This is a genomic window from Priestia sp. JNUCC 25, from assembly GCF_053667915.1.
The window spans coordinates 1,526,050-1,551,366 of record NZ_CM132211.1; the positions used below are offsets into that span (position 1 = coordinate 1,526,050).

Genomic DNA, 25,317 nt, shown 5'->3' on the forward strand with positions numbered 1-25,317 from the left:
GAGGTCTTTTTTTATTCTGCTTGTGCTTGAATCATAAGCACGCACATGTCATCAGGCTGATTTAACTTTTGTTCTTCTGAAAAAATTTCATTCATAAATGTCTGCGGATTTGTCCATTTTTGTTCAGTAAGCTTTTGAAGACGAAGAGCAGATTCATTTTCGCAAGGGCCCATTGATTCAAGAGCTCCGTCTGTAAATAGCAAAATTTGCACATCGTTTTCAAAGCTGACAACAGATTTCTGAACGTCCATTTCTTCAAAAAACCCTACAGGACAGCTTCCTCGTTGAAGAGGAACGAGCGTATGTTCATCCACTAACATATAACCTTCTGGATGCCCGGCATTCACATATTCTACTGTCTTAGCTTCCGTATCAATCACTAAATAAATAGCAGTGAAATAGTAAGGGATTTCATCTTTTTCGCTGTGCAATAATTCCATGTAGCGATTCAACTCTGTAATAACCTGCTCAGGGTCTATGAGAGACTTGATAGCTTCTCTGAGCACAGACGAAATAAACATACAAACAAGCGAGGCAGAGATGCCGTGCCCCATCATATCAAAAAGAATAATTCCGTACCGATGCTCGTCAATTTTGTGCCAATAGTACATATCACCCGCTAATTTAAAAGAAGGATAATATGAAACTTCCATTTGAATATCTTTCTCTCGTAAAGGGGGACTGAGTAAGTTTTGCTGTACGTGCGTAGCTAAATCTAACTCAGTTTGAATTTTCTTTTCATGTTCCGTGTGCCAGTCAATTTCTGCTTTAAGGCGTAAGGCTACCCGCATACGAGCCAGCAGTTCCACTTTATTAATCGGCTTTGTGACGTAATCTGTTCCGCCGGCGTCTAGAGCTTCTACTAATTTGCTGCTGTCTTCTAGAGCTGTGACAAAGATAATTGGAATATGTTTTAAGCGTTCTACCTGTTGAATTCGCCTGCAGGCTTCAATTCCATCAATTTCGGGCATCATAATATCAAGTAAGATCAAATCGACCGAATTCGTTTTTGAGTTCTCATCGTCCAGGTTAAGATAGTCGAAAAGGGCATGGGCAGACGTAAGAGACACACAGTTATCGTAGCCAGCACCTTTTAAAATTTTTTCAATCACAAATAGATTGACTTGATTGTCATCTACTAGAAGAATGGTCATGCTTTATTTCCCCTTATTATGTTTGAAGACTAATGATTGAGTATGTAGTTTTCAAGCATTTTTATACTTTTTCTGTTTTTCTATTTATCTATTATACAGAAAAGACAGCGTTTAGGGTATTTTTTAAGATTATTCTTTTTTATCAAAAAAGTAATTTACTCCCATAAAAGGAGACGGATTACTTTTTATAGCAACTTGTATAACGCAAATATCCCGAAAGTCAGTACAACTGCTCCCGAAATACGATTTACCCAGATCAAGCTGTTATTCGTAAACTTCGACCGGGCAAGACTAATAGCAAAACTGAGCGAAAGCCACCAGCAGGCCGATCCTAAAAATACGCCTGCAACCATTGTCAAAGCAGAAGCAACATCAAATGCTGATTTACTAATGCCTACACCAGAAAATACGCCAATAAAAAATAAGATCGTCATTGGATTCGTAACCGTTAAAAAAAGAACGGATGTATAAGAACGAAGCAAACCCCCTCCTTTAGCAGCGGCAGCGTGCTCTGCAGGTTGAGAACGAAAGGTTTGTACACCTAAATAACATAAAAATAATCCCCCAATCAGCTGAAGCCAAATCTTTTGGGTTAGTAAAAAGGTTGTAATGAACGTTAGGCCAAACGCAGCGATGCATCCATAAAGAGCATCTGCTGTAGCTGCTCCCAGCCCGGATACAAATCCGTGTAATTGCCCTTTAGATAACGTGCGATTAATACATAAAATACCAATGGGGCCGACGGGAGCAGCAACGGAAAAACCGATCACTAACCCCTTTAGAAAATAAAATAAGTTCATCTTTTACGTTGCTCCTATGAAGTTTTTCTTTAGTATAGTACAAAAGCAATCGTGAATGAAGCCAATTTTGAGAAAGTTGTTAACACATGTTTTTAGTCTGTTCGGGTACATCATGATGGTGTTATAAAAAAACATCCCTAGTAAATTTGTTTTAATCATTAAAAAGTTAAAAAACTAAATTATTTTACACAGAAAATTAAATGTAGTAAAATAATTCACTGTTACATATATAGAAAGATCTACCACTAAAAAGTAGTCATTCGTAATGAGATAAAGAGAGGTTAGTCATCATGAGTAATCTGTTTGCAAAAAAAGATGTTAACAAGCTGTTAGAGGAAAATGCAGCAAAAGAATCAACTAAGACACTAGGGTTATTTGATGTGATTTTGATGGGAGTAGGAGCAACTATTGGGACAGGAGTTCTGGTTATAGCAGGGTTAGTTGCCGCCAGGGATGCAGGGCCCTCGGTTTCCATTTCCTTTGTTATTTCTGCAGTAGCCTGTATTCTTGTTGCGCTGTGTTATGCAGAATTTGGTTCAGCTATTCCAAGTTCGGGAGGCGCATATACATACATATATGTTTCACTAGGGAAATTTGTAGCGCATTTAATAGGGTGGTCCATCGTAGGCTGCTATACGGTATCTTTAGCTTCAGTAGCGGGTGGATGGTCATCTTATGTGAATAATGTGCTTACTGAATTTGGTATTAGACTTCCTGAATCGTTCACGGCCATACCGAGCAACGGAGGTATCATTAACCTTCCGGCAGTATTTATTGTGCTGTGCATGTCGTTTTTATTAACGAGAGGGGTAAAAGAAAGTAAAAAAATAAATAACTTAATGGTTTTAATTAAAATAGGCATTGTTCTTTTATTTGTAGCCGTCGGCGTCTTTTTTATTAATACAAATAACTGGCATCCATTTACTCCTTTTGGTGTGAAAGGAATCTTTGCAGGCGCCGCTTCTGTCTTTTTCGCTTATAACGGATTTGATGCTATTTCTACGTCGGCAGAAGAAGTGAAAAATCCGCAAAGAAACTTGCCGCTAGGTATTTTGATTGCACTAAGTGTTTGTGCAGTCATTTATGTAGTCATTGCGTTAGTATTAACAGGGATGGTTTCTTACAAAGAGCTAAACGTAGGCGATGCGTTGTCATATGCGCTCAATAGTGTTGGGCAAGAATGGGCAGCTCTTATTTTGTCTATAGGAGCCGTTATTGGTATTATGGCCGTCGTGTTTGCTTATTTGTTTGTTGTGCCTCGCGTACTGATGTCAATGAGTCATGATGGATTATTGCCGTCTCTTTTTGCGAAAGTAAACCGAAAGAACAGTGAACCTGTCATATCGACATGGCTTGTCGGGGCGTTAGGGGCGATTGTAGCTGGTTTTATTGATTTAAAACAGCTGGCGGATTTAGCAAATATGCTAGCGATTGTTACGTTTGCTGCCGTTTCATTTTCAATTTTGGCTCTGCGAAAAACTCAGCCTAATTTAAAACGCGGTTTCAAAGTACCTTTTGTGCCATTCATTCCGATTATTGCTATTCTTTGCTGTATCTTTCTTATGTTTAACTTATCAATGAAAACGTGGATATATTCAATCGGCTGGATGCTGATTGGCGTCTTTATTTACGTTGGATACGGCAGAAATAAAAAGAGCGTTTAGCAAAAAAGACTCTAAGCGAACAAGCTAGAGTCTTTTTTGTGTATATATTTATCTTGAAAGTGAGCTATGAACATAACGTAAAAATTAAAAATTTATTTGAGACATATGTCCTTTTTATTTTAGGAAATGTTATTGTTTAATAAAAGAAACCGTTATGATGGAGAGGAAAACATGAGGGAAATTACGAGTGAGAAACAGCTGCTGGAGTATATAAATACTTATAAATTAGAGTCGGTTTTCAAAAAAGAGTTACTACCGCATTTGTCATTGTATGATGTCGAGGCAGGGGAACGTCTTTGTTCTCAAGGAGATGCGTCTCACTGTTTGTACATATTGATGAAAGGCAAGGTTAAAGTTTATACCATATCGCCCGAAGGCAAGACGCTTGTTCTTTCCTTTAAACAGCCCCTTGAAGTAATAGGCGATATTGAGTATGTACAAGATGTTGATATTATGAATACGGTTGAAGCCGTTTCACCTTTAGTTGTTATCGGTATACCATACAAACGATTAAAACAGCATGCGAGCAATGATCCACAGCTGCTGACGTTTTTACTGGAAATGCTCACAAAAAAGTTTTGCGCAAAATCGAACTCGCTAAGCTTTAATTTAATGTACCCAGTTGAAGTGCGGCTGGCTAGTTACTTGCTCTCTATTTTTTGTGAAGAATCGCATTTGGTTATGAATCAAAAAACAGAAAGCTTAAAAGATATAGCTAATTTAATCGGAACGACTTACCGGCATTTAAATCGTGTTCTTCAGAAATTTGTAGCGCAAGGAGTTATTGAAAAAAAGAAAGGCTCCATTATTCTTAAAGATAAGGAAAAACTGAGCTGTCTAGCAAACGACAATATATACGAGTAGACAAAGTAATAGATTAGTTGAAGGAGAGAGAGAAGAATGAAAACGTACCGAACGCTGCTATTTGACATTGATAATACGCTTTTAGATTTTAACGCAGCCGAAGAGCAGGCTTTACAGCTTCTTTTTGCTAACCACGATATTCCGCTGACTGAGGAAAGCAAAAAACGTTATAGCTTGATAAACCAGGGGTTATGGACAGCTTTTGAAGAAAATAAAATAAGCCGTGAGCAAGTTGTAAATACTCGCTTTTCTACTCTATGTAAAGAATATGGAATAGAAAAAGACGGAAAGCTGCTTGAAGTAGAGTACCGAACGTATTTGAACAATGGTCATCAGCTAATTGACGGAGCAATTGAGGTAATTAAAAACCTGAGCTGTCACTATGAGTTATATGTTGTTACAAATGGCGTATCGGCTACGCAATATAAGCGCCTTCAGGACTCGGGTCTATATCCTTATTTTAAAGAAGTATTTGTTTCAGAAGATACGGGCTTCCAAAAACCTATGAAGGAATATTTTGATTATGTTTTTTCACGTATAAAGGAGTTGTCCGTACATGAAACATTAATTGTTGGAGATTCTTTGAGTGCAGACATTCAAGGCGGGCAGCTAGCGGGTATTGACACGTGCTGGTTTAATCCTCAGGAAAAAAAGAATGATACAAATTGGAATTCAACCTATGAAATAGGAAGGCTTCAAGAGCTTTATGACCTGCTGAACGTAAATAATGAAGTAGCTTCGGTACAAGTGTAAAAGTGTATAAACGTTAGAGAACGCAAAAAGTGCTAACCTTTTTTTAAAACAAAAAGGGTTGGCGCTTTTTCTATTTTATGGCTTTCAAAGGCTTAAAATACGCTAGGGATATTGGTCTATAAATAGGATGGCTAAAGTAATCAATACAAATTTAAACAGTTTTATCACAAAAGCAATAGGGTATTTTACCAATATCCCAGATAAAGTAAGTAACTAGGAGGTCATAAAAGATGATTAATGGAAAAAGTTTATCTCGTTCAGGAAAGAGTTCATATAGAAGAGAAACAGCGGTTGGAAAAACAGGAATGGTAGCCAGTGCTCATCCAATTGCAACAGACGCCGGAGAACAGGTGCTAAGAGCTGGAGGCAATGCAATTGATGCAGCAATTGCCGTTCAGTTTGGGCTCAACGTTGGAGAACCGATGATGACCGGTATTGGAGGCAGCGGCTTTTTTATGGTATACCACAATGAAAGCAAAACAACTAAAATTTTTGACGGTCATTCGCAGGCTCCTAAAGCAGCTTATCCTGAAATGTTTCTTGATGAAAATAAAGAAGTTATTCCGTTTAGAAAGCGTTCTACTCATGCAACAGCAATTGGAATTCCAGGGATTTTAAAGGCGATGGAAGCAGCCCGTAAAGAGTATGGAACAAAACCCCTTGCAGAATTGATTGAACCGGCTGCCAAAGCAGCAGAAGCAGGTGTGGAAACAAACTGGGTTCTTGGAGATATTTTAAAAACATATGCCTACCGACTAGGAGAACATGCTAAGCAGCTATATTCTCCAAACGGCAAGCCGATACAAGAAGGAGATATGATTAATAAAAAAGATCTTGCTAAAACATTTCGCATTCTTCAGGAAAAAGGTATCGAGGCTTTTTATGAAGGTGAAATTGCAGAAGCCATTATTTCAACGATCAAAGAGCACGGCGGTTTTATGGAACTGTCGGATTTGAAAGAATACCAGATTAAGATCGATGAGCCAGTGTGGGGAGATTATAAAGGATACCGAATTGCTTCTTCCAACATGCCTAGTGCAGGAGGAGCCACCGTGCTGCAAATCTTAAAGCTATTAGAAGACTTTGATGTGTCTCAGTACGACGTGAAATCTTGGGAAAAGTATTATTTGTTTGCAGAGGCTATGCGCATTGCATTTTCAGATAAAATTGCATTCTCTGGAGATCCAGCCTACAGTGACATTCCATTAAAAGGGCTTTTAAATGACGAATATATAAAGGAACGTCAAAAATTAATTAATTGGAAGCATAAAAATGAGAAAGTTGATTTTGGCAACCCGTGGGATTATGAGAAAGGCCAAAAAGTGAACGTTGTGCGTCAGCCTTATGAACCTGAACGTGAGCTTAGTGAAACAACTCACTTCACGGTAGTTGACCGCTGGGGCAATATTGTCGCTTGTACATCGACTGTGGAACATCCTTTTGGTACAGGAATTATGGTTAAAGACCATGGATTTTTACTCAACAACGAGCTTACTGATTTTGATGCTGTTCCTGGAGGGTTAAATCAAGCGGATGCAGGAAAGCGTCCGGTTAGCTGTAAAAGTCCCACCATCGTTTTTAAAGACAGTGAACCTGTACTCACTTTAGGGTCTCCAGGCGGACCAACGATTGTAGGGTCTGTGTTTCAAACGCTTATGAATGTCTTAGACTATGGGATGGATATAAAAGAAGCGATTGAAGAACCAAGAATTTTTAATAGTACAGGATCACTTATCGGTTGGGAAGCCGGAGTGGATATGAATGCCAAAGGAGAGCTAGAAGCCATGGGGTTTAATTTTGGAGATGGGCCATTCCCAATCGGAAATGTTCAAGGTATTCAAATTGATAAAGAAAACGGCCGTTTATTTGGAGCAGCTGATTCCAGCCGTGAAGGAAAAGCGACTGGCTTAGACTCTTAATATTTAAAAAATGCATTATACGCTCTCTCTTTTGTAAAAAGGGAGAGCGTATAATGCATTAAAAAAGATAAAAATAAGTAGGTAAAAAGAAGGAAAATTTTTTTCTGAAAACATACTTTAGACCTTTATTATTATCAGCCTAATCTTCAGAAAGGAAAAAGAATAGAACGTTTTCATGTCCGGATAATAAAAAAAGGTACTAATTTTTCAAGAGATTGAGGAAAACGAAATGATCGGAAAGTATAAAAAACGGAATAGCGTTTTCAATGCTGGAAAGATAAAGTGTTTAATCATGTAGAAAGTATAAAACGCAACGTCTGGAAATCGTGGTTTGAAATGTAAAAAAGCCGTCCACTTTTGTTGGAAAAACGGTTACATAAAAAAGGCTCTTACACGTAAACTTTGGTCCTAGTTACAGCTCAATGAAAAAGATGAAAATGAGAAATAGCTACATTTGGCATGTTTGACTTTCGTCATTTATCCAAGTAATCTTTTGGTTGAACGGAACCGGTTCTGTTTTCGGATTTTTGATAGCTAATTGAATTAATAAATTTATATTCTTTACTAACACAAAAGGAGAAAACATATGAAAATGAAACGAGTTGCTAAGCATACAACTGCTGCTACATTGGCTGCAGCCCTACTAGTAGGCGGGGGATATCAAACATTTGCTAAAGGAAATGACAGCAAAGACTTTAATAATAGCTACGGAATTTCGCATATTACTCGCGATAATATGGTGAAAATTCCACAGCAGCAAAACAGTGATCAGTTTAAAGTTCCTGCTTTTGATGAATCAACTATTAAAAACATTGCTTCTGCTAAGGGAAAAGATGCATCGGGAAATACAATTGACTTAGATGTATGGGACAGCTGGCCATTACAAAACGCTGACGGAACAGTGGCGACTTATCATGGATATCAAATTGTGTTTGCCCTAGCAGGTGATCCAAAAGATTCGAATGACACGTCTGTTTATATTTTTTATAAAAAAGCTGGAGACAAATCTATTGACAGCTGGAAAAACGCTGGAAGAGTGTTTAAAGACAGCGATAAATTCGTTCCGAATGACCCGCATCTTAAAAATCAAACACAAGAATGGTCTGGTTCTGCCACGTTAACAAAAGATGGTAAAGTTCGTTTATTCTACACGGATTATTCAGGTAAACAATACGGAAAACAAACGTTAACGACAGCTCAAGTAAACATGTCACAGCCCAACGATAATACGTTAAAAGTTGATGGAGTAGAAGATTACAAGTCAATCTTTGACGGTGACGGAAAGATTTATCAAACGGTTCAGCAGTTTATTGATGAAGGCGGTTATGACACAGGGGATAACCATACGCTAAGAGATCCTCATTACATAGAAGACAACGGACATAAGTACCTTGTTTTCGAAGCTAACACTGGAACAGAAGATGGCTATCAAGGCGAAGACTCTCTATATAACAGAGCATACTACGGAGGAAACAATCCTTTCTTCCAATCTGAAAAGAAAAAGCTTCTTGAAGGATCTAATAAAGAAAAAGCTTCTTTAGCAAACGGGGCTTTGGGCATTATTGAGTTAAATGATGACTATACGCTTAAAAAAGTAATGAAGCCGCTTATTACTTCAAACACAGTTACAGACGAAATTGAACGTGCAAACATTTTCAAAAAAGATGGAAAATGGTACTTGTTCACTGATTCTCGCGGATCTAAAATGACGATTGATGGAATCGGACAAGATGATGTGTATATGCTAGGCTATGTTTCAAATACGTTAACAGGAAAATATAAGCCTTTAAATGATACGGGATTAGTTCTTCATATGGATTTAGATCCTAATGATAAAACATTTACGTATTCTCACTTTGCTGTACCTCAAACAAAAGGCGATAATGTCGTTATTACAAGCTACATGACAAATAGAGGCTTTTATGAAGACAACCACTCTACATTTGCACCAAGCTTCTTAGTAAATATTGACGGTTCAAAAACATCGGTTGTAAAAGATAGCGTTCTTGAGCAAGGTCAGTTAACAGTGGATGAAAACTAAGTGCTTTGCAATAGCAACAAAAGAAAATGGTGATTGTAATCACCATTTTCTTTTGTTTTATTCGATGTAGACAAAAAAGAGAAAGGCGGGGTTTGTTTGAAGAAAAAAGGTGCTTATAAATGGATAATGCTTGCCGTTCTTTTAGTTGTAATAGCCGGACTCATTATAGCAGGCGTATCCAAAAAAGAGGATACAAAAGACCAAGGAAAAGAAAAAGGGAATAAAAGTGAATCCACTTATCGCCCGGTGTATCACTTTAGCACGCCTGATAAATGGAAAAATGATCCTCAAAAGCCTATTTATTTTGACGGGGAGTATCATTACTATTACTTATACAATCATGATTACCCTAAAGGCAACGGGACGGAATGGCGACATGCAACGTCTAAAGATTTGGTTCACTGGAAAGATGAAGGAGTAGCTATTCCAAAGTATACAAATAAAAATGGCGATATATGGTCCGGATCCGTTGTAGAAGATAAAGAGAATACAGCAGGCTTTGGTAAAGGCGCAATTGTAGCGATTATGACCCAGCCTTCTGCTGATGGACAAAAGCAAGAACAGTATCTATGGTATAGTACCGATAGAGGAAAAACCTTTAAATCATATAGCAAAAATCCTATCATGCCTAATCCAGGCACCAAAGATTTTAGAGATCCCAAAGTCATATGGGATAATGAACATGACAAGTGGGTTCTCGTCATGTCAGAAGGTGAAAAAATCGGATTTTATGAATCTTCTAATCTAAAGGATTGGACGTATACGGGAGGATTTGTAACTAAAGATATTGGCATTACCGAATGTCCAGATCTTTTTCAAATGAAGGCAGATGACGGGACAGTTAAGTGGGTTCTCGGGACAAGTGCAAATGGAAAAGAAAGCGGAAAGCCAAACACCTATGCTTATTGGACAGGAAATTACGATGGAACAACATTCACTCCCGATATGGATGAGCCACAATGGCTCGATCATGGCTTTGATTGGTACGGAGCAGTCACGTTTGAAGACGGTAAAAATAAAGGTTCCTTAGAAAAACGCTACGCTTTTGCATGGATGAACAACTGGGATTATCCAGATAAGACGCCAACGATGAAAGAAGGGTTTAACGGCTTCGATTCAGTAACCCGTGAAGTTACGCTTTCAAAACAAGACGACGATCAGTACAGCCTGTTATCAAAGCCTGTTGAAGAATTAAATCAGCTAACTGATTCAACAAACTCTCTTGAACAAGTAGAAGTAAACGGAGAGAAAAAGTTAAAGATAAAAGGTGAAGCTTATCAGCTTGATACAGATATTTCATGGTCAGATGCAGAAAATGTAGGCTTACGACTTCGAGAGTCCGCAGATCAAAAGCGGCACATTGATGTGGGCATTTTTGCAAAAGATAACGTCTCGTATGTGAACAGAAGCTATAGCAATCAGCCTGATCAAAGCAAAAAGTATGTGGAAAGCCGTGATTATTTTGATGCAGGCAAGAAAAATGTTCATTTGAAGATATTGGTAGATAAAACAAGCATTGAAGTCTTTGTTGATGATGGAAAAACCGTGCATTCTAGCGAGGTGTTTCCGCGTCACAACGACCAAGGAATTACGCTTTTCTCTCAAGGAGGAACGGCTCTCTTTAAAAATATAGAAATCAAACATCTTCGCTCCATTCAGTAATTTCCCTACTTTTAAAAAGAAAGAGCAGAATATCGCCTTATTGCGGTTTAGGACTAGGTAGAAAGGGTACATGTCTACTAACAGCAAATGAAAGGGTGTTTATTCAAATGGAAGAGAAAATGAGACAACTAATAGAGGGACTTAATACCGATTTAGCGGGTGAATATTCGGCGGTTATTCAGTACACTTACTATGCGTCTACAGTAACCGGCCTAGAATATCAAATTTTAAAACCTTTCTTTGAAGGAGAAATTCCTGACGAGCAAGGACACGCCCTTTATTTATCAGAAAAAATCAAAAACCTTGGCGGTGAACCAACAACAAAGCCGGCTGAGGTGAAGCACGTTTCAAACGTGACGGAAATGCTTAAAGAAGCGAGCAAGGCTGAAAAAGAAACTATCCAGCGCTACGAAGAGCGTAAAAAGCAAGCCGAAGAGTTAGGGTTAACAGAGCTTGTTGTAAAGCTTGAAGATATGATTGCAGATGAAACAAATCATATGGAAGAAATGGAACGTTTATTAAAAGATCCCCGACTAAGCTAATCATACAAAATTACAAAAAAGCATCCCGTACCAGGTATTACGGGATGCTTTTTTGTAATTTAAAAAGGAAATAAAACATCATGTAAGCATGTTTCTATCAATGAGAGGAAAGTCATATTTTTGAAATTATCTATCGCTTTGAAAAAATTTATAGTAAAATAATTATTTGGCTGCATATGGCAGCAACTATATGCGGGGCATCACATACATATAAAGGTTAAAAGGGTATCCGTATATTGAAACCGCTTTTATCTTCTATAAGAAAAACCATGGTATGCCCGCAGTTGCAAGGAGAGAGAAAGATGAGGAAACGAATCATGACAGCGCTGCTGCTTGTCACTGTTTTAGCTGCAATGGAAGGAACCATTGTCAGTACGGCTGTTCCAAGAATTACAAGTGATTTGTCGGGCATTGAGCTAGTTAGTTGGGTATATGCCATTTATATGCTGACAACTGCTGTATCTACACCTATATACGGAAAGTTAGCGGATCTATTCGGCCGCAAAAAAGTTATGCTTGTTGGAATCATTATTTTCTTAATTGGATCGATACTTTGCGGACTTAGCTTTTCAATGCAGCAATTAATTGTCTATAGAGCTATCCAAGGGCTGGGCGCCGGGGTCGTTATGCCGCTTACAATGATTATTATTGGCGATTTGTATGAAGAAGCAAAAGAAAGAGCCAAAGCGCAAGGGTGGATTAGCGCAGTTTGGGGAGTTGCGGGAGTTCTCGGGCCTCTTCTTGGGGGATTCTTAGTGGATACGCTGTCTTGGCGCTATATTTTCTTTTTAAATATACCGTTTGGACTAATGGCTTTTTTTGTTCTTTTAGTAAACTATAAAGAAGAAGTGGTAAAAGAAAAACGCTATATCGATTATATTGGAGCGGTGACGTTTTCAGTGGGAACAATTGCGTTTTTATATGCGCTTTTAACCGGAAGTCAGCATCAAAACTGGGGAGATCTCACCATTATAGGGTTATTTGTTCTAGCTGTTCTAACATTCATTGGCTTTATTTATATAGAAAAGAAATCTCCCGAACCTCTTATCCCGCTTGAACTGTTTTCCATTCGAAGTGTATCTGTTATAAACTTATTAACACTTCTTGTGGGATCAGTAGTTATTAGTATTACGGTCTACCTTCCAATTTGGAGTCAAGGAGTGCTGGGGAAAAGTGCAACCGCTGCTGGTTTTGTATTAATGCCTATGCCAGTATGCTGGACGATTGGTTCACTGCTTTCAGGGAATTTAGTAGGGCGTCTTAAAACGCACTCCATCCTTACGCTGGGCACGGCAATTGTAAGTACGGCTTGTTTTATGCTGTTTTTAGTTTCCACCCACTCACCCGTATTTTTAATTTATGTAGCCGTTGGGGTCCTTGGGTTAGGAATGGGTATTATTACGCCTATTTTTATGCTAGTTATTCAATCAGCGGTCCCGGCTAGCAAAAGAGGAGTAGCGGTGGCTCTTAATACGTTTACAAATACATTTAGTCAAACGCTAGGTTCTGCGGTGTTTGGTACAATCTTTAACTTAGTGACACTTTCACAAGCAAAGAAATTAGGGCAAGAAAATTTAAATGCTTCGTTTGAGACAGGTGGAGTACCAGCAGAAGAACTGTCAAAGCTGCATGAAATTCTTGCATCGGGTGTTCACATTATTTACAGTGGAACGTTTTTAGCTGCATTACTAAGCTTTGCTGTTTCATGCTTATTAGTAAAAAACGAACATAAAAAAATAAAGACCATATCTATGCAAAAGTAACGGAAGAGGCTGTTACAAAAGTATTTTAGTTGAAGGACCATCCGAACGAGTTTGATTAAGAACCAAACTCGTTCGGATTTTTTTATGGGTATGGTGAAGGTAGGTTTCATGTATGTGGCTGCTTCTAGCTGTTGATTGGATTGATTTCGTTATATATCAGTCTCTTCCTTAAAAGAATTATCAAAGAAAGAAAATAAAAAAGATATTGTCTGATAACGTTCCCGTAAACTCATTCATAATAAGAAAGATTCTTATCAATGCAGAAAATTTTTTATTTTTTGTTTTTTTAGTATGGACATTTACCTAGTTGTTTATTATTATGAATTCTATAAGTATTGAATTTTAAGCGCTTTCAAAAGAAACATTTGTCTTTCTCAGGAATACACTTGATTTTCAACTCATATACTGTAAGTGCTTAGATTAATCTTTTAATGGGGAAAAGAGAAGTTTATAAGACGTGTTGAACAACAATGAGGGGGTATGGAAGATGACAAGCAGACGTTTAAAAGAATTCTTGAATAATAATTTAGAAGATTTAAAAGATAAAGGATTATACAATGTCATTAATCCGGTAGAGGGGCCAAACGGACCTGTGATTCAAATTGAGGGAAAGCAATTAATTAATTTATCATCCAACAATTATTTGGGTCTTGCTACAGACGAGAGGCTTATTAATGCGTGCAACGAAGCCACTGAAAAATACGGAGTGGGGGCTGGAGCTGTCCGAACGATTAATGGAACTCTAGATATTCATATTAAGCTAGAGGAAAAGCTAGCCGAGTTTAAGCATACAGAAGCAGCTATAGCTTATCAGTCTGGCTTTAACTGTAATATGGCAGCCATCTCCGCGGTTATGGATAAACATGATGCGATTTTATCAGATGAGCTGAATCACGCTTCAATTATTGACGGATGCCGGCTATCAAAAGCAAAAATTATTCCTTTTAAGCATTCAGATATGGAAGATCTTCGTGCAAAAGCAGGCGAAGCACAAAAATCCGGTTTATATAATAAAATAATGGTAATTACCGATGGTGTATTCTCAATGGATGGAGACATTGCTAAGCTTCCGGAAATTGTAGAAATCGCAGAGGAATTTGACTTAATCACATACGTAGATGATGCTCACGGGTCGGGCGTATTAGGGAACGGCATGGGCACAGTCAAACATTTTGGCTTATCTGAAAAAGTAGACTTCCAGATTGGAACATTATCAAAAGCGATTGGAGCTGTAGGTGGGTACGTGGCCGGAAAAAAAGACTTAATCGACTGGTTAAAAGTAAGAAGTCGTCCGTTTTTGTTTTCGACTGCTATTACACCAGGCACGGCTGCTGCCTGTATGAAAGCAATTGAAATCCTAAGCACAAGTACAGAACTGCAGCAGCAAATGTGGGAAAACAGCCGGTATTTAAAGCAAGGATTAAAAGAACTAGGCTTTAACATTGGAGAAAGTGAAACACCTATCACTCCGTGCATCATAGGAGATGAAAACCAAACGCAGATTTTTAGTGAGAGATTAATAGAAGAAGGGGTATACGCTAAATCAATTGTTTTCCCAACCGTTCCAAGAGGGACAGGACGCGTTCGCAATATGCCGACGGCTGCTCATACGAAAGAAATGTTAGATGAAGCACTTCGTATCTACAAAAAGGTAGGCAAGGAAATGAAATTAATCTAAACGTTTAATCTAGGCAGTACACGAGGAGGATATTGACATGAAAAAAGTATTAATAACGGGCTCTTTAGGGCAAATCGGTTCTGAGTTAACGACGAAAATGAGAGAGATATATGGTTCAGAAAATATTATTGCCACTGATATTCGCAAAACGACGAGCGATGTCGTGACTTCAGGTCCATTCGAGATTTTAGATGTAACGGATCAGACTGCGTTATTTACGATCGCTAAAAAGCATAAAGTTGATACGATTATTCACTTGGCTGCGCTGTTATCAGCGACAGCCGAGCAAAAACCGCTTCTAGCTTGGAATCTAAATATGGGCGGATTAGTAAACGCGCTCGAAGCAGCACGTGAGCTTCAGTGTCAATTTTTCACTCCAAGTTCAATTGGTGCATTTGGTCCAACGACTCCAAAAGACTGGACGCCGCAGGATACAATTCAACGTCCTACCACGATGTATGGTGTTAACAAAGTAGCGGGTGAATTACTTTGCGATTACTACCACCATAAATTCGGACTAGATACACGAGGGCTACGTTTTCCAGGCTTAATTTCATACGTAACGCCTCCGGGTGGAGGAACAACGGACTACGCTGTTGAGATTTATTATGAAGCCGTTAAGCATAAGCGATATACCTCTTATATTGACAAAGGAACATATATGGATATGATGTATATGCCTGATGCATTAAATGCTGTTATCCAACTAATGGAAGCAGACGGTTCTAAGCTGAAGCACCGAAATTCATTTAACGTTTCTGCCATGAGCTTTGATCCAGAACAAATGGCGACTGAAATCAGAAAAACGATTCCGGAATTTGTGCTGAATTACCAAGTAGATCCTGTTCGACAAGCAATTGCTGAAAGCTGGCCTAACCATATAGATTCCAGCTGTGCGATGGAAGAGTGGGGATTTAAAGCAGAATATAACCTGGAAAAAATGACGAGAGAGATGCTGGGAAAGTTAAAAGTTGAATCACAGCTTGTCTTAACGTAAGTAGAGAAAAATGATTTCTTCCTTAGAAATAAAGTAAGCGCTTACTAAACGGTGGGTTACTTATTTATGCAAATTCTACTTCGTAACAGTGGTGGACAGTACACATAGATCTCCTAACCCTTTAAGTGAGCGCTCGTTCGTTGAATAATCAGCACCCTTTTAGGTACCGTCTGTTAAAATAATAAGGGGATAGAAGGGAGGGAATGACAGTTGAGTAATAAATTTCAACAAGTTAATGATTTTTCAATGGGAAGATTAACATCTTTACTCGTTCTTTTACATAATACGGAACTAGCTGAAGGTATTGAAAAGGAAATCAATGAGAGAGGATACAGCTACACAGTAGGAAAAGTGGGAGCGATGGAGCTGTCTAAAGTCGTGGCGGCAATTGAAACGAGCGCCAAGACAAATAAAATTATTAATGCCCAGTCGTACCGGGAAGTTCACGCTCTTTATCATGCTATACTTGAAGCCATTCAAGGAGTTAGTCGAGGAACGCTGCAGCTGGGTGATATTTTACGGACGGTCGGACTCACATTTTCAATCGTACGAGGAAAAATTGAGTTTTCAGGATCAAGCGACGAATGGATTAGCGTTTGTGTGTATGGAACGATAGGTGCGCCTAAAAAAGGTTTTGAACATGATACATTAGGCTTTGGTTTTAACCATATTTAAAAAATAATGAACGAAATAGTATGAATGTAAAAAGTGAGAGATGTACATAGCTGCTTTAAAGAAGATATTTTTCTTATTGAAAGGTTCTGTGCGGCGTGTTAACATAATGATTAATATAATAACTGCCTTTAAGACGGTCCAGAGAGGCCGAAAAGGACGGATCACTTATTTACTGCTTCTATGCCTATCTGTGCCCTTTTGCCCTCTGCGACAAAAGGGCTTTTATGTGTTACTTACCTCTTTTAAACGAAGTCCAGAGAGGCTTCAAAAGAGAATGGAGATATGTTATTTATCCATTCCTTCAAAAAAGAAAGAGCGTTGATACAGAAAGAATACACTGGAGGGTGGAACAACATGAATTATCGTAACAAGACAGTTGTAGCATCAGTAGCAGGTTTGACGTTAGAAGGGATGGACATTATGTTTATCTCGTTTGCTATGTCAATGATTATTGCTGAATTTCACATTGATTTAGCAACAGGTGGACTTATTTCTTCTATTACGAATATAGGAATGCTGATAGGTGGAGTTATCTTCGGAATTTTAGCAGATAAATTTGGAAGAGTGCGGGTTTTTACCTACACGGTTCTTCTATTTGCAGTGGGAACGGCATTGACAGGTTTTGCAGCAAATGTTGAACAAGTGTATGCTTCGCGATTTATTGCCGGAATTGGGGCTGGAGGAGAGTACGGGATCGGTATGGCTCTTGTAGCAGAAGCGTGGCCGAAACATAAGCAAGGACGAGCTTCATCCTATGTTAGTATTGGCGCACAATTTGGAGTGATCCTTGCGGCGCTTTTAAGTTCTCTGATCCTGCCGATTTTCGGATGGAGAGCGCTGTTTTTTGTCGGAATTATCCCCGTCATTTTTGCTTTTATCGTACGAAAAAATTTAAACGAATCTCCTGAGTGGCTACAAGCTCAAAAAGAGAAAACAGCGGTTGTTAAAAATAATGGTAAGCTTCGTCAATTATTCGCTACGCCTAGGACGGCGATGACGACTATTTCGCTGGCAGTGATGGCTACAGTTCAAATTGCAGGCTATAACGGACTCATGATATGGCTTCCGTCTATGCTTCAGCAATCACAAGGCCTCTCTGTTTCAAGTTCAGCTCTTTGGACAATCAGTACAGCCGTTGGAATGATTATAGGAATGCTAACATTTGGTCAATTTATGGATCGTTTTGGTTCGAAACGTACTTTTGGAATCTTTCTTCTCGCTTCAGCTTGTGCGGTATTTTTATACTCGTATGCCGAAGGAAGTGCATGGCTGCTTATAGGAGGAGCTGTAGTCGGATTTTTCTCAAACGGAATGTTCGCGGGATACGGAGCATTGATCAGCAGCCACTATTCAGTAGAAGTGCGCAGCACTGCAACGAACACTATTTTTAACTTTGGGCGAGCGTTGGGAGGGTTATCACCCATTCTTGTCGGCTATCTTTTGCAAAGCTATGATATGACAGTAGCGATGACGTACTTGGCGGGGCTGTACTGTATTTCGTTTATTTTTATGGTAAGTCTTAAAAGAACGGGAGAAAAGAAAGTGAAACAAATGAACGCTCAATCTGTTCTTTAAAATAAAAGACAGATTCTATGCTTTTCTGGAAAAACCGCGCTTACTCAAAAGGGCGGTTTTTTTGAGTGTATAAAAAATAAGTTCAGGTGTTATATGGTTGTTTCTTTCGGAGATGCTTTATTAACAATGACACATTATCTATAAAAATATTTATGGATAAGTAGATATTTTCTAATTTGTATTATAGTAATTCCTCTTTTACAATATAGTGTGTAAGGCGGAAACAGAAAATACTATCTTTATTTACAGGAGGACGTTACTATGTCTAAACATATATTAATGGTCGTAACAACGGCTGACAAAATGAAAGAAAATCATCCAACAGGCCTTTGGCTTTCAGAATTTGGTGAAGCGTACGTAGAGTTCGAAAAAGCTGGATTTACGATTACGGTAGCAAGTCCTCTAGGAGGAAAAGCGCCGGTGGATGCTCGCAGCCTTGAAGGGGAGACTTCTCAAGAAATCTTAAATACAGCTAAGCATCTAGAGAATACCCTAAAACTTGATACAATTACAGACAGTGCTAAATTCGATGCTGTTTTCTTACCAGGCGGTCACGGCACAATGTTTGATCTGCCAGATAATCAAACGCTCCATGCTTTAATTCGTGAACTATACGAAGGAGACAAAGTAGTAGCCGCTGTATGCCACGGACCCGCAGGCTTAGTAGGTGTTACATTATCAGATGAAAAGCCGTTGGTCGAAGGAAAAGATGTCGCTGCGTTTACAGATGATGAAGAACGTGAAACAACATTGGACCGCTTCATGCCGTTTCTTTTGGAAACACGTCTGCGTGAACTTGGGGCAAATGTAGTAGCTGCTCCAAACTGGACAGATAATGTACAAGCAGATGGCAACCTAATAACAGGTCAAAATCCTCAGTCAACAATCAGTGTAGCAAAAGCAGTCGTAAAGCAATTATTGAAATAAGATGTAAAAAAGCCTGTAGGCTTATAGCCTACAGGCTTTTTTATCAACAGCATCAAGAAAGACCGCTGTAGATAACATGGATGTTTTGCTGTCTTGGACTAGAGAAATCAATCATCATACAAAAAATATGATGGTCAGTGTAATAAATACAAAAAGAGGGAAGCTTTTTATAGGAAATATTTTTTAAAGAAATGAGGAAAAACGATGTCAGAAATTATTATTAACGCCATTTTGAAAGCCAAGCCAGGAAAAGAAGAAGAGCTTCGATCAGAGTTAGTAAAAGTTATTGAACCATCAAGAGGAGAAAAAGGATGTATTCAATACACTCTCCACCAGGATACAGAAAAAGCAGGCACATTTGTTTTTTATGAGAAATGGGAAAGCAAAAAAGATATTGAGGCTCACATTGAAACACCTCACTATCAACAATACAGACAGCAAACAGAACCGTTAATTGAAAGCAGAGTGGTACATCGTTTACAAGAAGTACGTTAATACAAAAGAGGGGAAAACAAAAGTGTTTTAGTTAAAGGAAGATCCGAACGAGGAACCGAGATTCTTGACGTAGAATCAAACTCGTTGGGATTTTTTTGTGGTTATGGTGAATATAGGTTCCATTTAGTGAGACCACGCAGGAGCGTAAGCGATGAGGAGGCTCATCGACCGTCCGCGGAAAGCGAAGGCTTGCACGGAAATCAACAGGGGTATAACAAATAATCCATACTAGCTCCTTTATCCCAATTGTTCAGCTTTAGATGGGATTGATTTCGTTATGACTCAATCTCTGTTTGTTATAAAGAACTAAAAAGCTTCAGGGGGAAAATAATTTCAGCTGCGAAAAGCGGATTGGAAAAGGGATAAGGCAGTGAAAGAAACAAAAATAATAGAAGCGGTGTTTGAGAAGCAGACAGGCGGGTAGATAAAAACTAGATGACATAGTTCAACAATTAACAAACTAAAAGTAACAAACTAAAAGGAGAGATCAAATCAATGCGTACAAATTTAAAACACTTCATTAACGGAGAATGGATTGAATCAACAGGAAACGAAACGTCAGATGTGATCAATCCTGCTACTGAAAAATCAATTGGTAAAATTAGTTTAGGTACAAAAGAAGATCTAGATAAAGCCGTGGCAGCAGCTAAAGCAGCTCTTCCCACATTTTCAAGAACAACAAAAGAAGAGCGAATTAAAATGCTTCGCAATATTGCAAAAGGATATGAAAAGCGTAAACAGGAGCTTATTGAAGTTATGACTGAAGAGCTTGGCGCTCCTTTAAAGATTTCAGAAGAAGTTCACTATGAAATGGGACTTAGCCACTTTAAAGAAGCAGCTAATGCACTTGAAGATTACACATTTGAAAAAGATCATGGAAGCTACAAGGTCGTGAAGGAGTCTATTGGAGTAAGCGGACTTATTACCCCATGGAACTTCCCAACAAATCAGACGTCTACTAAAATTGCAGGAGCTATCGCAGCAGGAAGTCCAATGGTATTAAAACCATCAGAACTTACACCGTATGCAGCGATGATATTAGCAGAGATCATTGATGAAGCTGGTGTACCAAAAGGTGCCTTTAACCTTGTAAACGGAACAGGAAGCACAATCGGTGACGGTATTAGTTCTCACCCGGACATTGATTTTGTATCATTTACAGGATCAGGTGCTGTAGGCGAAAAAATTATGCAAAATGCGGCTAAAACAATCAAAAAAGTAGCGCTTGAGCTAGGCGGGAAATCACCGCTAGTTGTATTAGAGGATGCGGATGTAGAAGAAGCGGCTAAAATAGCAGTTTCACACATTGCAATGAATACAGGGCAAGTATGTACGGCAGCAACGCGCATTATCATTCCTGCCTCTATGAAAGAAAAATTTGAAGAAGCAGTGAAGAAGGTTCTACCATCATTCCCTGTGGGTGATCCATTAAATAAAGACAACGTAACTGGACCGCTCGTAGCGGAAAAACAGTGGGATCGCGTACAGGATTATATTAAAAAAGGAATGGACGAAGGTGCAAAACTTCTTACTGGCGGAACGGGCAAACCAGACGGCTTAGAGACAGGATACTTTGTTAAACCCACAGTCTTTACCGACGTTTCAAATGATATGGTTATTGCACAAGAAGAAATCTTTGGACCTGTAACAACTATTATTACGTATAATGATCTAGAGCAAGCTCTTGAAATTGCAAATGATACAATTTATGGACTTGCAGGCTATGCGGTCGGAAAAGACCAAGAAACACTTGACTATGTTGCTAAAAATATTAGAGCTGGTCAAATCATCGTCAACGATGCCGAGCAAGACAGAGCTGCACCATTCGGTGGATTTAAGCAATCTGGTATTGGACGCGAGTGGGGAGCATTTGGTATCGAAGAATATCTAGAGCCAAAAGCGATCATGGGCGTTAAAGTTCCGGCAAAAGTATAATTGGTGTAAAAAAAGAAAGGAGTTTTTCTCCTTTCTTTTTTTATGGATACATAAAAGAAAGCCAGTTAAAGAAAGAATAACGAAAGCAAAGGTGGATAGCATAAACGTGTATCACGTATACGAAGTGACACGTTAAAGGAGGGAATTATAAATTGAATAGAGAGATGCACGGAAGTTCATCAACGGAAAGTTTCATTCCCATGAGCTCTATAGCCAGTGGAAAAGGAGTCGAAGTGGCGCCGGATATCTACAGCTACACTACACAGATTGTTAACGTATGTTTTATAGGAAATCCAGACAAAGAAAATAGTTTTGTACTTGTGGATGCGGGAATGCCTAATTCGGCTTCTATGATTATCAAAGAGGCAGAAGAAAGGTTTGGAAAAGAAAAAAAACCAAAAGCAATTATTCTTACACATGCACATTTTGATCATATTGGATCTATTATTGAACTAGTGGAGAAGTGGAACATACCGGTATATGCACATCCACTTGAACTTCCATATGTGACGGGTAAAAAAAATTATCCTACACCAGATGGTACAGTGGAAGGCGGGCTCGTGGCAAAGCTTTCTCCACTATTTCCAACGGAAGCCATTGATTTAGGCTCTCACGTGCAAGCTTTACCAGCCGACGGCTCCGTACCTCATATGCCGGAATGGGAATGGATTCACACCCCTGGTCATTCTCCAGGACATATTTCTCTTTTTAGAAAGCAGGATCTGGCGCTTATCGCAGGAGATGCTTTTGTTACCACTAAGCAAGAATATTTACTGGATGTACTAGAGCAAGAATTGGAAATTAGTGGACCTCCTCGTTATTTAACTACGGACTGGGCATCTGCCAAAAGATCAGTTGAAGTGCTTCAGTCACTTTATCCATCTGTGGCGGTGACCGGACATGGAAAACCAGTTTCGGGAGAATGGCTTTCAACTAATTTATTGAAGCTTACGAAGAATTTCGATGAAATTGCTCGTCCTGATTACGGAAAGTATGTATAAGGCTAAAGAAAAAATGATACTCTTTACGCAGCTCTTAAAAGCTGCAGGTGAAGATCAAAAGCTCTACGAACTCAGTGAGTTCGTAGAGCTTTTTTAGTTTTTCGTATAAAAGTAAAAAAAGTTATAACTACCCTTATTAAAAATTTTGCTGAATAGCCTGCTGGGCTTCGCGTAAATGTCTTAAGTGTTCTTCCATTCGTCTTAATTCTTTATCACCAGACGCCGCTTCTTTTTGTTCATTAATTTGCTGCTGAACCATATTCAAATGCATTTGAGCTTTTTGAAAATTGGCTGCATCCAAATTCATCTGCCCTTGATAAACAGCCTGTTCAGCTAATTGTAATGCTTCTTTAATATGAGTGTATGAATTCATGCTTCTCATCCTTCTGTATAGTATTTACAGTTAACATGCGCTGGTTTTTCGCAGGTATACAAACGGATTTAGAAATAAAATAAAATTTACGTAGTACAAGCTAAGCAGGCTGCATACATTTATCATAGTTCAATTTATAAAACCTCAGAAGCAGGGAGGGATGCATGTGGGAGCTTTTTTCAGCTATATGTTATTAGGGCTATCGTTAGCCGCACCAATCGGTCCAATTAACGCCGCTCAGCTTGATAAAGGAATCAAAAATGGTTTTTTACATGCTTGGTTCTTAGGGATAGGAGCAACATCGGTTGACGCTCTTTATATGCTTGTGGTTTATTTTGGGTCCGTTCATTTTTTAAGCAGCGATTTTATGAAAACGTTTCTTTTTTCGTTTGGGTGCTTTGTATTAATTTATACAGGTGTTGAGGGGCTAATGGGCGCAGGGAGGATTACACAGCATAGAAAAACAAACGGTGATTCTGTGTTAAAGTGTTTTTTCTCAGGTTTTTTGCTGTCATTAACGAATCCGCTTACAATTCTCTTTTGGCTTGGCATTTATGGCTCTGTTTTAGCAAAAACAGCTAATACATATGAAACCGAACAGCTTATCTTATATAGCTGCGCTATTTTTACGGGAATTCTGTCCTGGGATATTGCGATGGCAGCTTTAGCAAGCACGTTTCGACGATACTTAGCTGCGACGTTTTTAACTGCCGTGTCCGTTGTATCGGGGTTATCTTTAATAGGGTTTGGCCTATATTTCGGCTGGCAAGCCGCACAGCAATTAGGCTAAAAGAAGTGCTAAATCTAAAGTGTTTTCAGTACGTTGAAAAATAATAGAAAAGGTGCTTCTTTTACGCATAAATTTTTCAAACTATCACACACTACATCGAAGTGTGAGGAGTGATAGAGTGAAAAAGAAAATAGGCTGCGGAAGTCAAGTTGAAGGGAAATTAAAATGGTGGCAGCTGTCTTTAATCGGAGTAGGATGCATAATCGGTACAGGCTATTTTTTAGGATCAAGTATTGCAATAAAAGCAGCCGGCCCCGCTGTATTAATCGCCTTTTTATTAGCGGCAGTGTGTACATTTATTGTGTTTGATGCGCTTGCTAAAATGAGTGCTCAAGATCCTCAAAAAGGTTCTTTTCGTTCCTATGCTAAAAAGGCTTATGGAAGATGGGCAGGATTTAGCAGCGGATGGGTGTACTGGAGTTCAGAGATGCTGATCATGGGGAGTCAGCTCACTGCTTTATCTCTTTTTACACGTTTTTGGTTTGACGGTATTCCACTTTGGGTCTTTGCCTCTATTTATGCTGTTTTAGGCATTGCTGTTGTATTAATCGGAACAAAAGGCTTTGAGCGAATGGAAAATGTATTTGCTGTCACAAAAGTGGCTGCCATTTTAATGTTTATTGTATTAGCTAGTCTCGCTTTATTTGGATTTCTTGATCAAGGTGCCAAACAAGGAGTGCCGCGAACGATAAGTGAAGTATTTCCTCATGGATTTTTAGGTTTATGGGGCGCTTTGCTTTATGCCTTTTATGCTTTCGGCGGCATCGAAGTTATGGGGATCATGACGGTTCGTTTAGAAAAAAAAGAAGACGCACCGAAAGCGGGAAGAAGTATGCTTATTCTCCTTGGAATTATTTATATCGCTTCACTGAGTTTAGCTATTTTAATTGTGCCATTTCATGATTTTCATGGAAATCAAAGTCCATTTATAACGGCTTTAGAAACATACCATCTTCCATTTTTTCCTCATGTTTTTAATGGAGCAATGATTGTTGCTGGATTTTCAACAATGTCGGCGTCTTTCTTTTCTGTAACAACAATGATTGTCACTCTTTCAGAAGATGGAGATGCTCCTGCATTATTTTCAAAGCAAAAAAAGAAAAAGCTGCAATTTCCTTTACCGGCTTTACTTTTAACAACAGCGGGATTAGTTGTTTCTATTGTTCTTTCCTTGCTATTGCCCGGGGAAATTTATGAGTACATTACAACAGCAGCGGGACTGATGCTGATTTATAACTGGTTCTTTATTTTAATTTCTTTTCATCGCCTAATGGAACAAACCGTTTGGGATAAAGTAAAACAAGCTGTTGGTCTCTTATTAATCCTGCTAGCGGTAAGCGGTACGCTGTTAGAATCTGCAAGCAGGCCAGGTTTCTTTGCAAGCTTAGGCTTCTTAATTGTTATAAGCCTTGTTATTTTAAAACTGCGCCCTAAGTGGAAAGAAGAAGAAGCCGCTAGCTAACATATATTTAATCTTTATGAGGGATACTATGCACGTTGTACAATTACAAAAATAAAAGGTGGTTATGATCATGCCAAAAAACAAGCAGACTCCTTCTTCACAAGTAGATCAAAAACAAATAGTAGATGACAAAGCAAAAGCGCTACGAGAAAATAATTATGAAGATGGTCATATTCGCAAGATAACTCAAAGCGGGGCAGACGGCCAATAATAAAAAATAAAAAAAAGACGCGTTCGCGTCTTTTTT

22 protein-coding genes are annotated in these 25,317 nt (G+C 38.7%); 19 read left to right on the forward strand and 3 right to left on the reverse strand.

From position 1 onward, the window contains the following. Positions 1-11: 11 nt before the first annotated feature. Positions 12-1,154: a SpoIIE family protein phosphatase gene (locus JNUCC25_RS07780; protein ID WP_013056254.1), complete on the reverse strand. Its 1,143-nt coding sequence runs from the start codon at positions 1,152-1,154 to the stop codon at positions 12-14. A 185-nt stretch (positions 1,155-1,339) separates the two neighbouring features. After that, positions 1,340-1,954 (reverse strand): LysE/ArgO family amino acid transporter, encoded by a 615-nt coding sequence (locus tag JNUCC25_RS07785; RefSeq protein ID WP_029324196.1) that lies wholly within the window; start codon positions 1,952-1,954, stop codon positions 1,340-1,342. A gap of 290 nt (positions 1,955-2,244) precedes the next feature. Here JNUCC25_RS07785 and JNUCC25_RS07790 point away from each other — a divergent pair, with 290 nt between their 5' ends. From JNUCC25_RS07790 to JNUCC25_RS07865, 16 genes are all read left to right on the forward strand, one after another. Beyond that, positions 2,245-3,618, forward strand: a complete 1,374-nt coding sequence (locus JNUCC25_RS07790; protein WP_029324197.1) for an amino acid permease — start codon at positions 2,245-2,247, stop codon at positions 3,616-3,618. Between the two features lie 171 nt (positions 3,619-3,789). After that, complete coding sequence (locus JNUCC25_RS07795) at positions 3,790-4,482, forward strand: Crp/Fnr family transcriptional regulator (RefSeq protein WP_029324198.1); 693 nt, start codon at positions 3,790-3,792, stop codon at positions 4,480-4,482. Between the two features lie 36 nt (positions 4,483-4,518). Next, positions 4,519-5,235 carry a YjjG family noncanonical pyrimidine nucleotidase gene (locus JNUCC25_RS07800; protein ID WP_029324199.1) on the forward strand — a complete coding sequence of 239 codons (717 nt, stop codon included), beginning with the start codon at positions 4,519-4,521 and terminating at the stop codon, positions 5,233-5,235. A gap of 230 nt (positions 5,236-5,465) precedes the next feature. After that, positions 5,466-7,154 (forward strand): gamma-glutamyltransferase, encoded by a 1,689-nt coding sequence (gene ggt / locus JNUCC25_RS07805; protein ID WP_454223051.1) that lies wholly within the window; start codon positions 5,466-5,468, stop codon positions 7,152-7,154. 586 nt (positions 7,155-7,740) lie between these two features. Next, positions 7,741-9,195, forward strand: a complete 1,455-nt coding sequence (locus JNUCC25_RS07810) for a glycoside hydrolase family 68 protein (RefSeq protein ID WP_029324202.1) — start codon at positions 7,741-7,743, stop codon at positions 9,193-9,195. Positions 9,196-9,291: 96 nt separating this feature from the next. Next, the gene (locus JNUCC25_RS07815) at positions 9,292-10,857 is read left to right on the forward strand and encodes a glycoside hydrolase family 32 protein (protein WP_029324204.1); all 1,566 of its coding nucleotides are present in this window, start codon (positions 9,292-9,294) and stop codon (positions 10,855-10,857) included. Positions 10,858-10,964: 107 nt separating this feature from the next. Then, the gene (locus tag JNUCC25_RS07820) at positions 10,965-11,399 is read left to right on the forward strand and encodes a ferritin-like domain-containing protein (protein WP_013056263.1); all 435 of its coding nucleotides are present in this window, start codon (positions 10,965-10,967) and stop codon (positions 11,397-11,399) included. 302 nt (positions 11,400-11,701) lie between these two features. Then, on the forward strand, positions 11,702-13,162 hold the full coding sequence (locus tag JNUCC25_RS07825; protein ID WP_029324206.1) for an MDR family MFS transporter: 1,461 nt from the start codon (positions 11,702-11,704) through the stop codon (positions 13,160-13,162). Positions 13,163-13,649: 487 nt separating this feature from the next. After that, positions 13,650-14,840, forward strand: a complete 1,191-nt coding sequence (locus tag JNUCC25_RS07830) for a glycine C-acetyltransferase (protein WP_013056265.1) — start codon at positions 13,650-13,652, stop codon at positions 14,838-14,840. A gap of 37 nt (positions 14,841-14,877) precedes the next feature. Further along, positions 14,878-15,837, forward strand: a complete 960-nt coding sequence (locus tag JNUCC25_RS07835; RefSeq protein ID WP_029324207.1) for an L-threonine 3-dehydrogenase — start codon at positions 14,878-14,880, stop codon at positions 15,835-15,837. Positions 15,838-16,047: 210 nt separating this feature from the next. Beyond that, positions 16,048-16,512, forward strand: a complete 465-nt coding sequence (gene hutP, locus JNUCC25_RS07840) for a hut operon transcriptional regulator HutP (RefSeq protein WP_013056267.1) — start codon at positions 16,048-16,050, stop codon at positions 16,510-16,512. A 354-nt stretch (positions 16,513-16,866) separates the two neighbouring features. Beyond that, positions 16,867-18,087: an MFS transporter gene (locus JNUCC25_RS07845; RefSeq protein WP_140456704.1), complete on the forward strand. Its 1,221-nt coding sequence runs from the start codon at positions 16,867-16,869 to the stop codon at positions 18,085-18,087. Positions 18,088-18,348: 261 nt separating this feature from the next. Then, complete coding sequence (locus tag JNUCC25_RS07850; RefSeq protein ID WP_013056269.1) at positions 18,349-19,014, forward strand: type 1 glutamine amidotransferase domain-containing protein; 666 nt, start codon at positions 18,349-18,351, stop codon at positions 19,012-19,014. Positions 19,015-19,218: 204 nt separating this feature from the next. After that, entirely contained in the window at positions 19,219-19,509 is a 291-nt protein-coding gene (locus JNUCC25_RS07855; RefSeq protein ID WP_013056270.1) for a putative quinol monooxygenase, read from the forward strand. 495 nt (positions 19,510-20,004) lie between these two features. After that, positions 20,005-21,444, forward strand: coding sequence for an aldehyde dehydrogenase family protein (locus JNUCC25_RS07860; protein ID WP_013056271.1), 1,440 nt, complete (start codon positions 20,005-20,007; stop codon positions 21,442-21,444). 152 nt (positions 21,445-21,596) lie between these two features. Further along, positions 21,597-22,445 carry an MBL fold metallo-hydrolase gene (locus JNUCC25_RS07865; protein ID WP_029324209.1) on the forward strand — a complete coding sequence of 283 codons (849 nt, stop codon included), beginning with the start codon at positions 21,597-21,599 and terminating at the stop codon, positions 22,443-22,445. Between the two features lie 136 nt (positions 22,446-22,581). Here the strand turns inward: JNUCC25_RS07865 and JNUCC25_RS07870 are convergent, their stop codons facing one another. Next, entirely contained in the window at positions 22,582-22,818 is a 237-nt protein-coding gene (locus JNUCC25_RS07870) for a hypothetical protein (protein WP_013056274.1), read from the reverse strand. A 166-nt stretch (positions 22,819-22,984) separates the two neighbouring features. Here JNUCC25_RS07870 and JNUCC25_RS07875 point away from each other — a divergent pair, with 166 nt between their 5' ends. The 3 genes from JNUCC25_RS07875 to JNUCC25_RS07885 all read left to right on the forward strand — a co-directional run bounded on the left by JNUCC25_RS07875 (position 22,985) and on the right by JNUCC25_RS07885 (position 25,281). Further along, a complete protein-coding gene (locus JNUCC25_RS07875; RefSeq protein WP_029324211.1) occupies positions 22,985-23,608 on the forward strand; it encodes a LysE family transporter in 624 nt (207 codons plus the stop codon). 118 nt (positions 23,609-23,726) lie between these two features. Continuing rightward, positions 23,727-25,070 carry an amino acid permease gene (locus JNUCC25_RS07880; protein ID WP_454223056.1) on the forward strand — a complete coding sequence of 448 codons (1,344 nt, stop codon included), beginning with the start codon at positions 23,727-23,729 and terminating at the stop codon, positions 25,068-25,070. A gap of 70 nt (positions 25,071-25,140) precedes the next feature. Then, positions 25,141-25,281: a hypothetical protein gene (locus tag JNUCC25_RS07885; protein WP_013056277.1), complete on the forward strand. Its 141-nt coding sequence runs from the start codon at positions 25,141-25,143 to the stop codon at positions 25,279-25,281. The last annotated feature ends 36 nt before the right edge of the window (positions 25,282-25,317 follow it).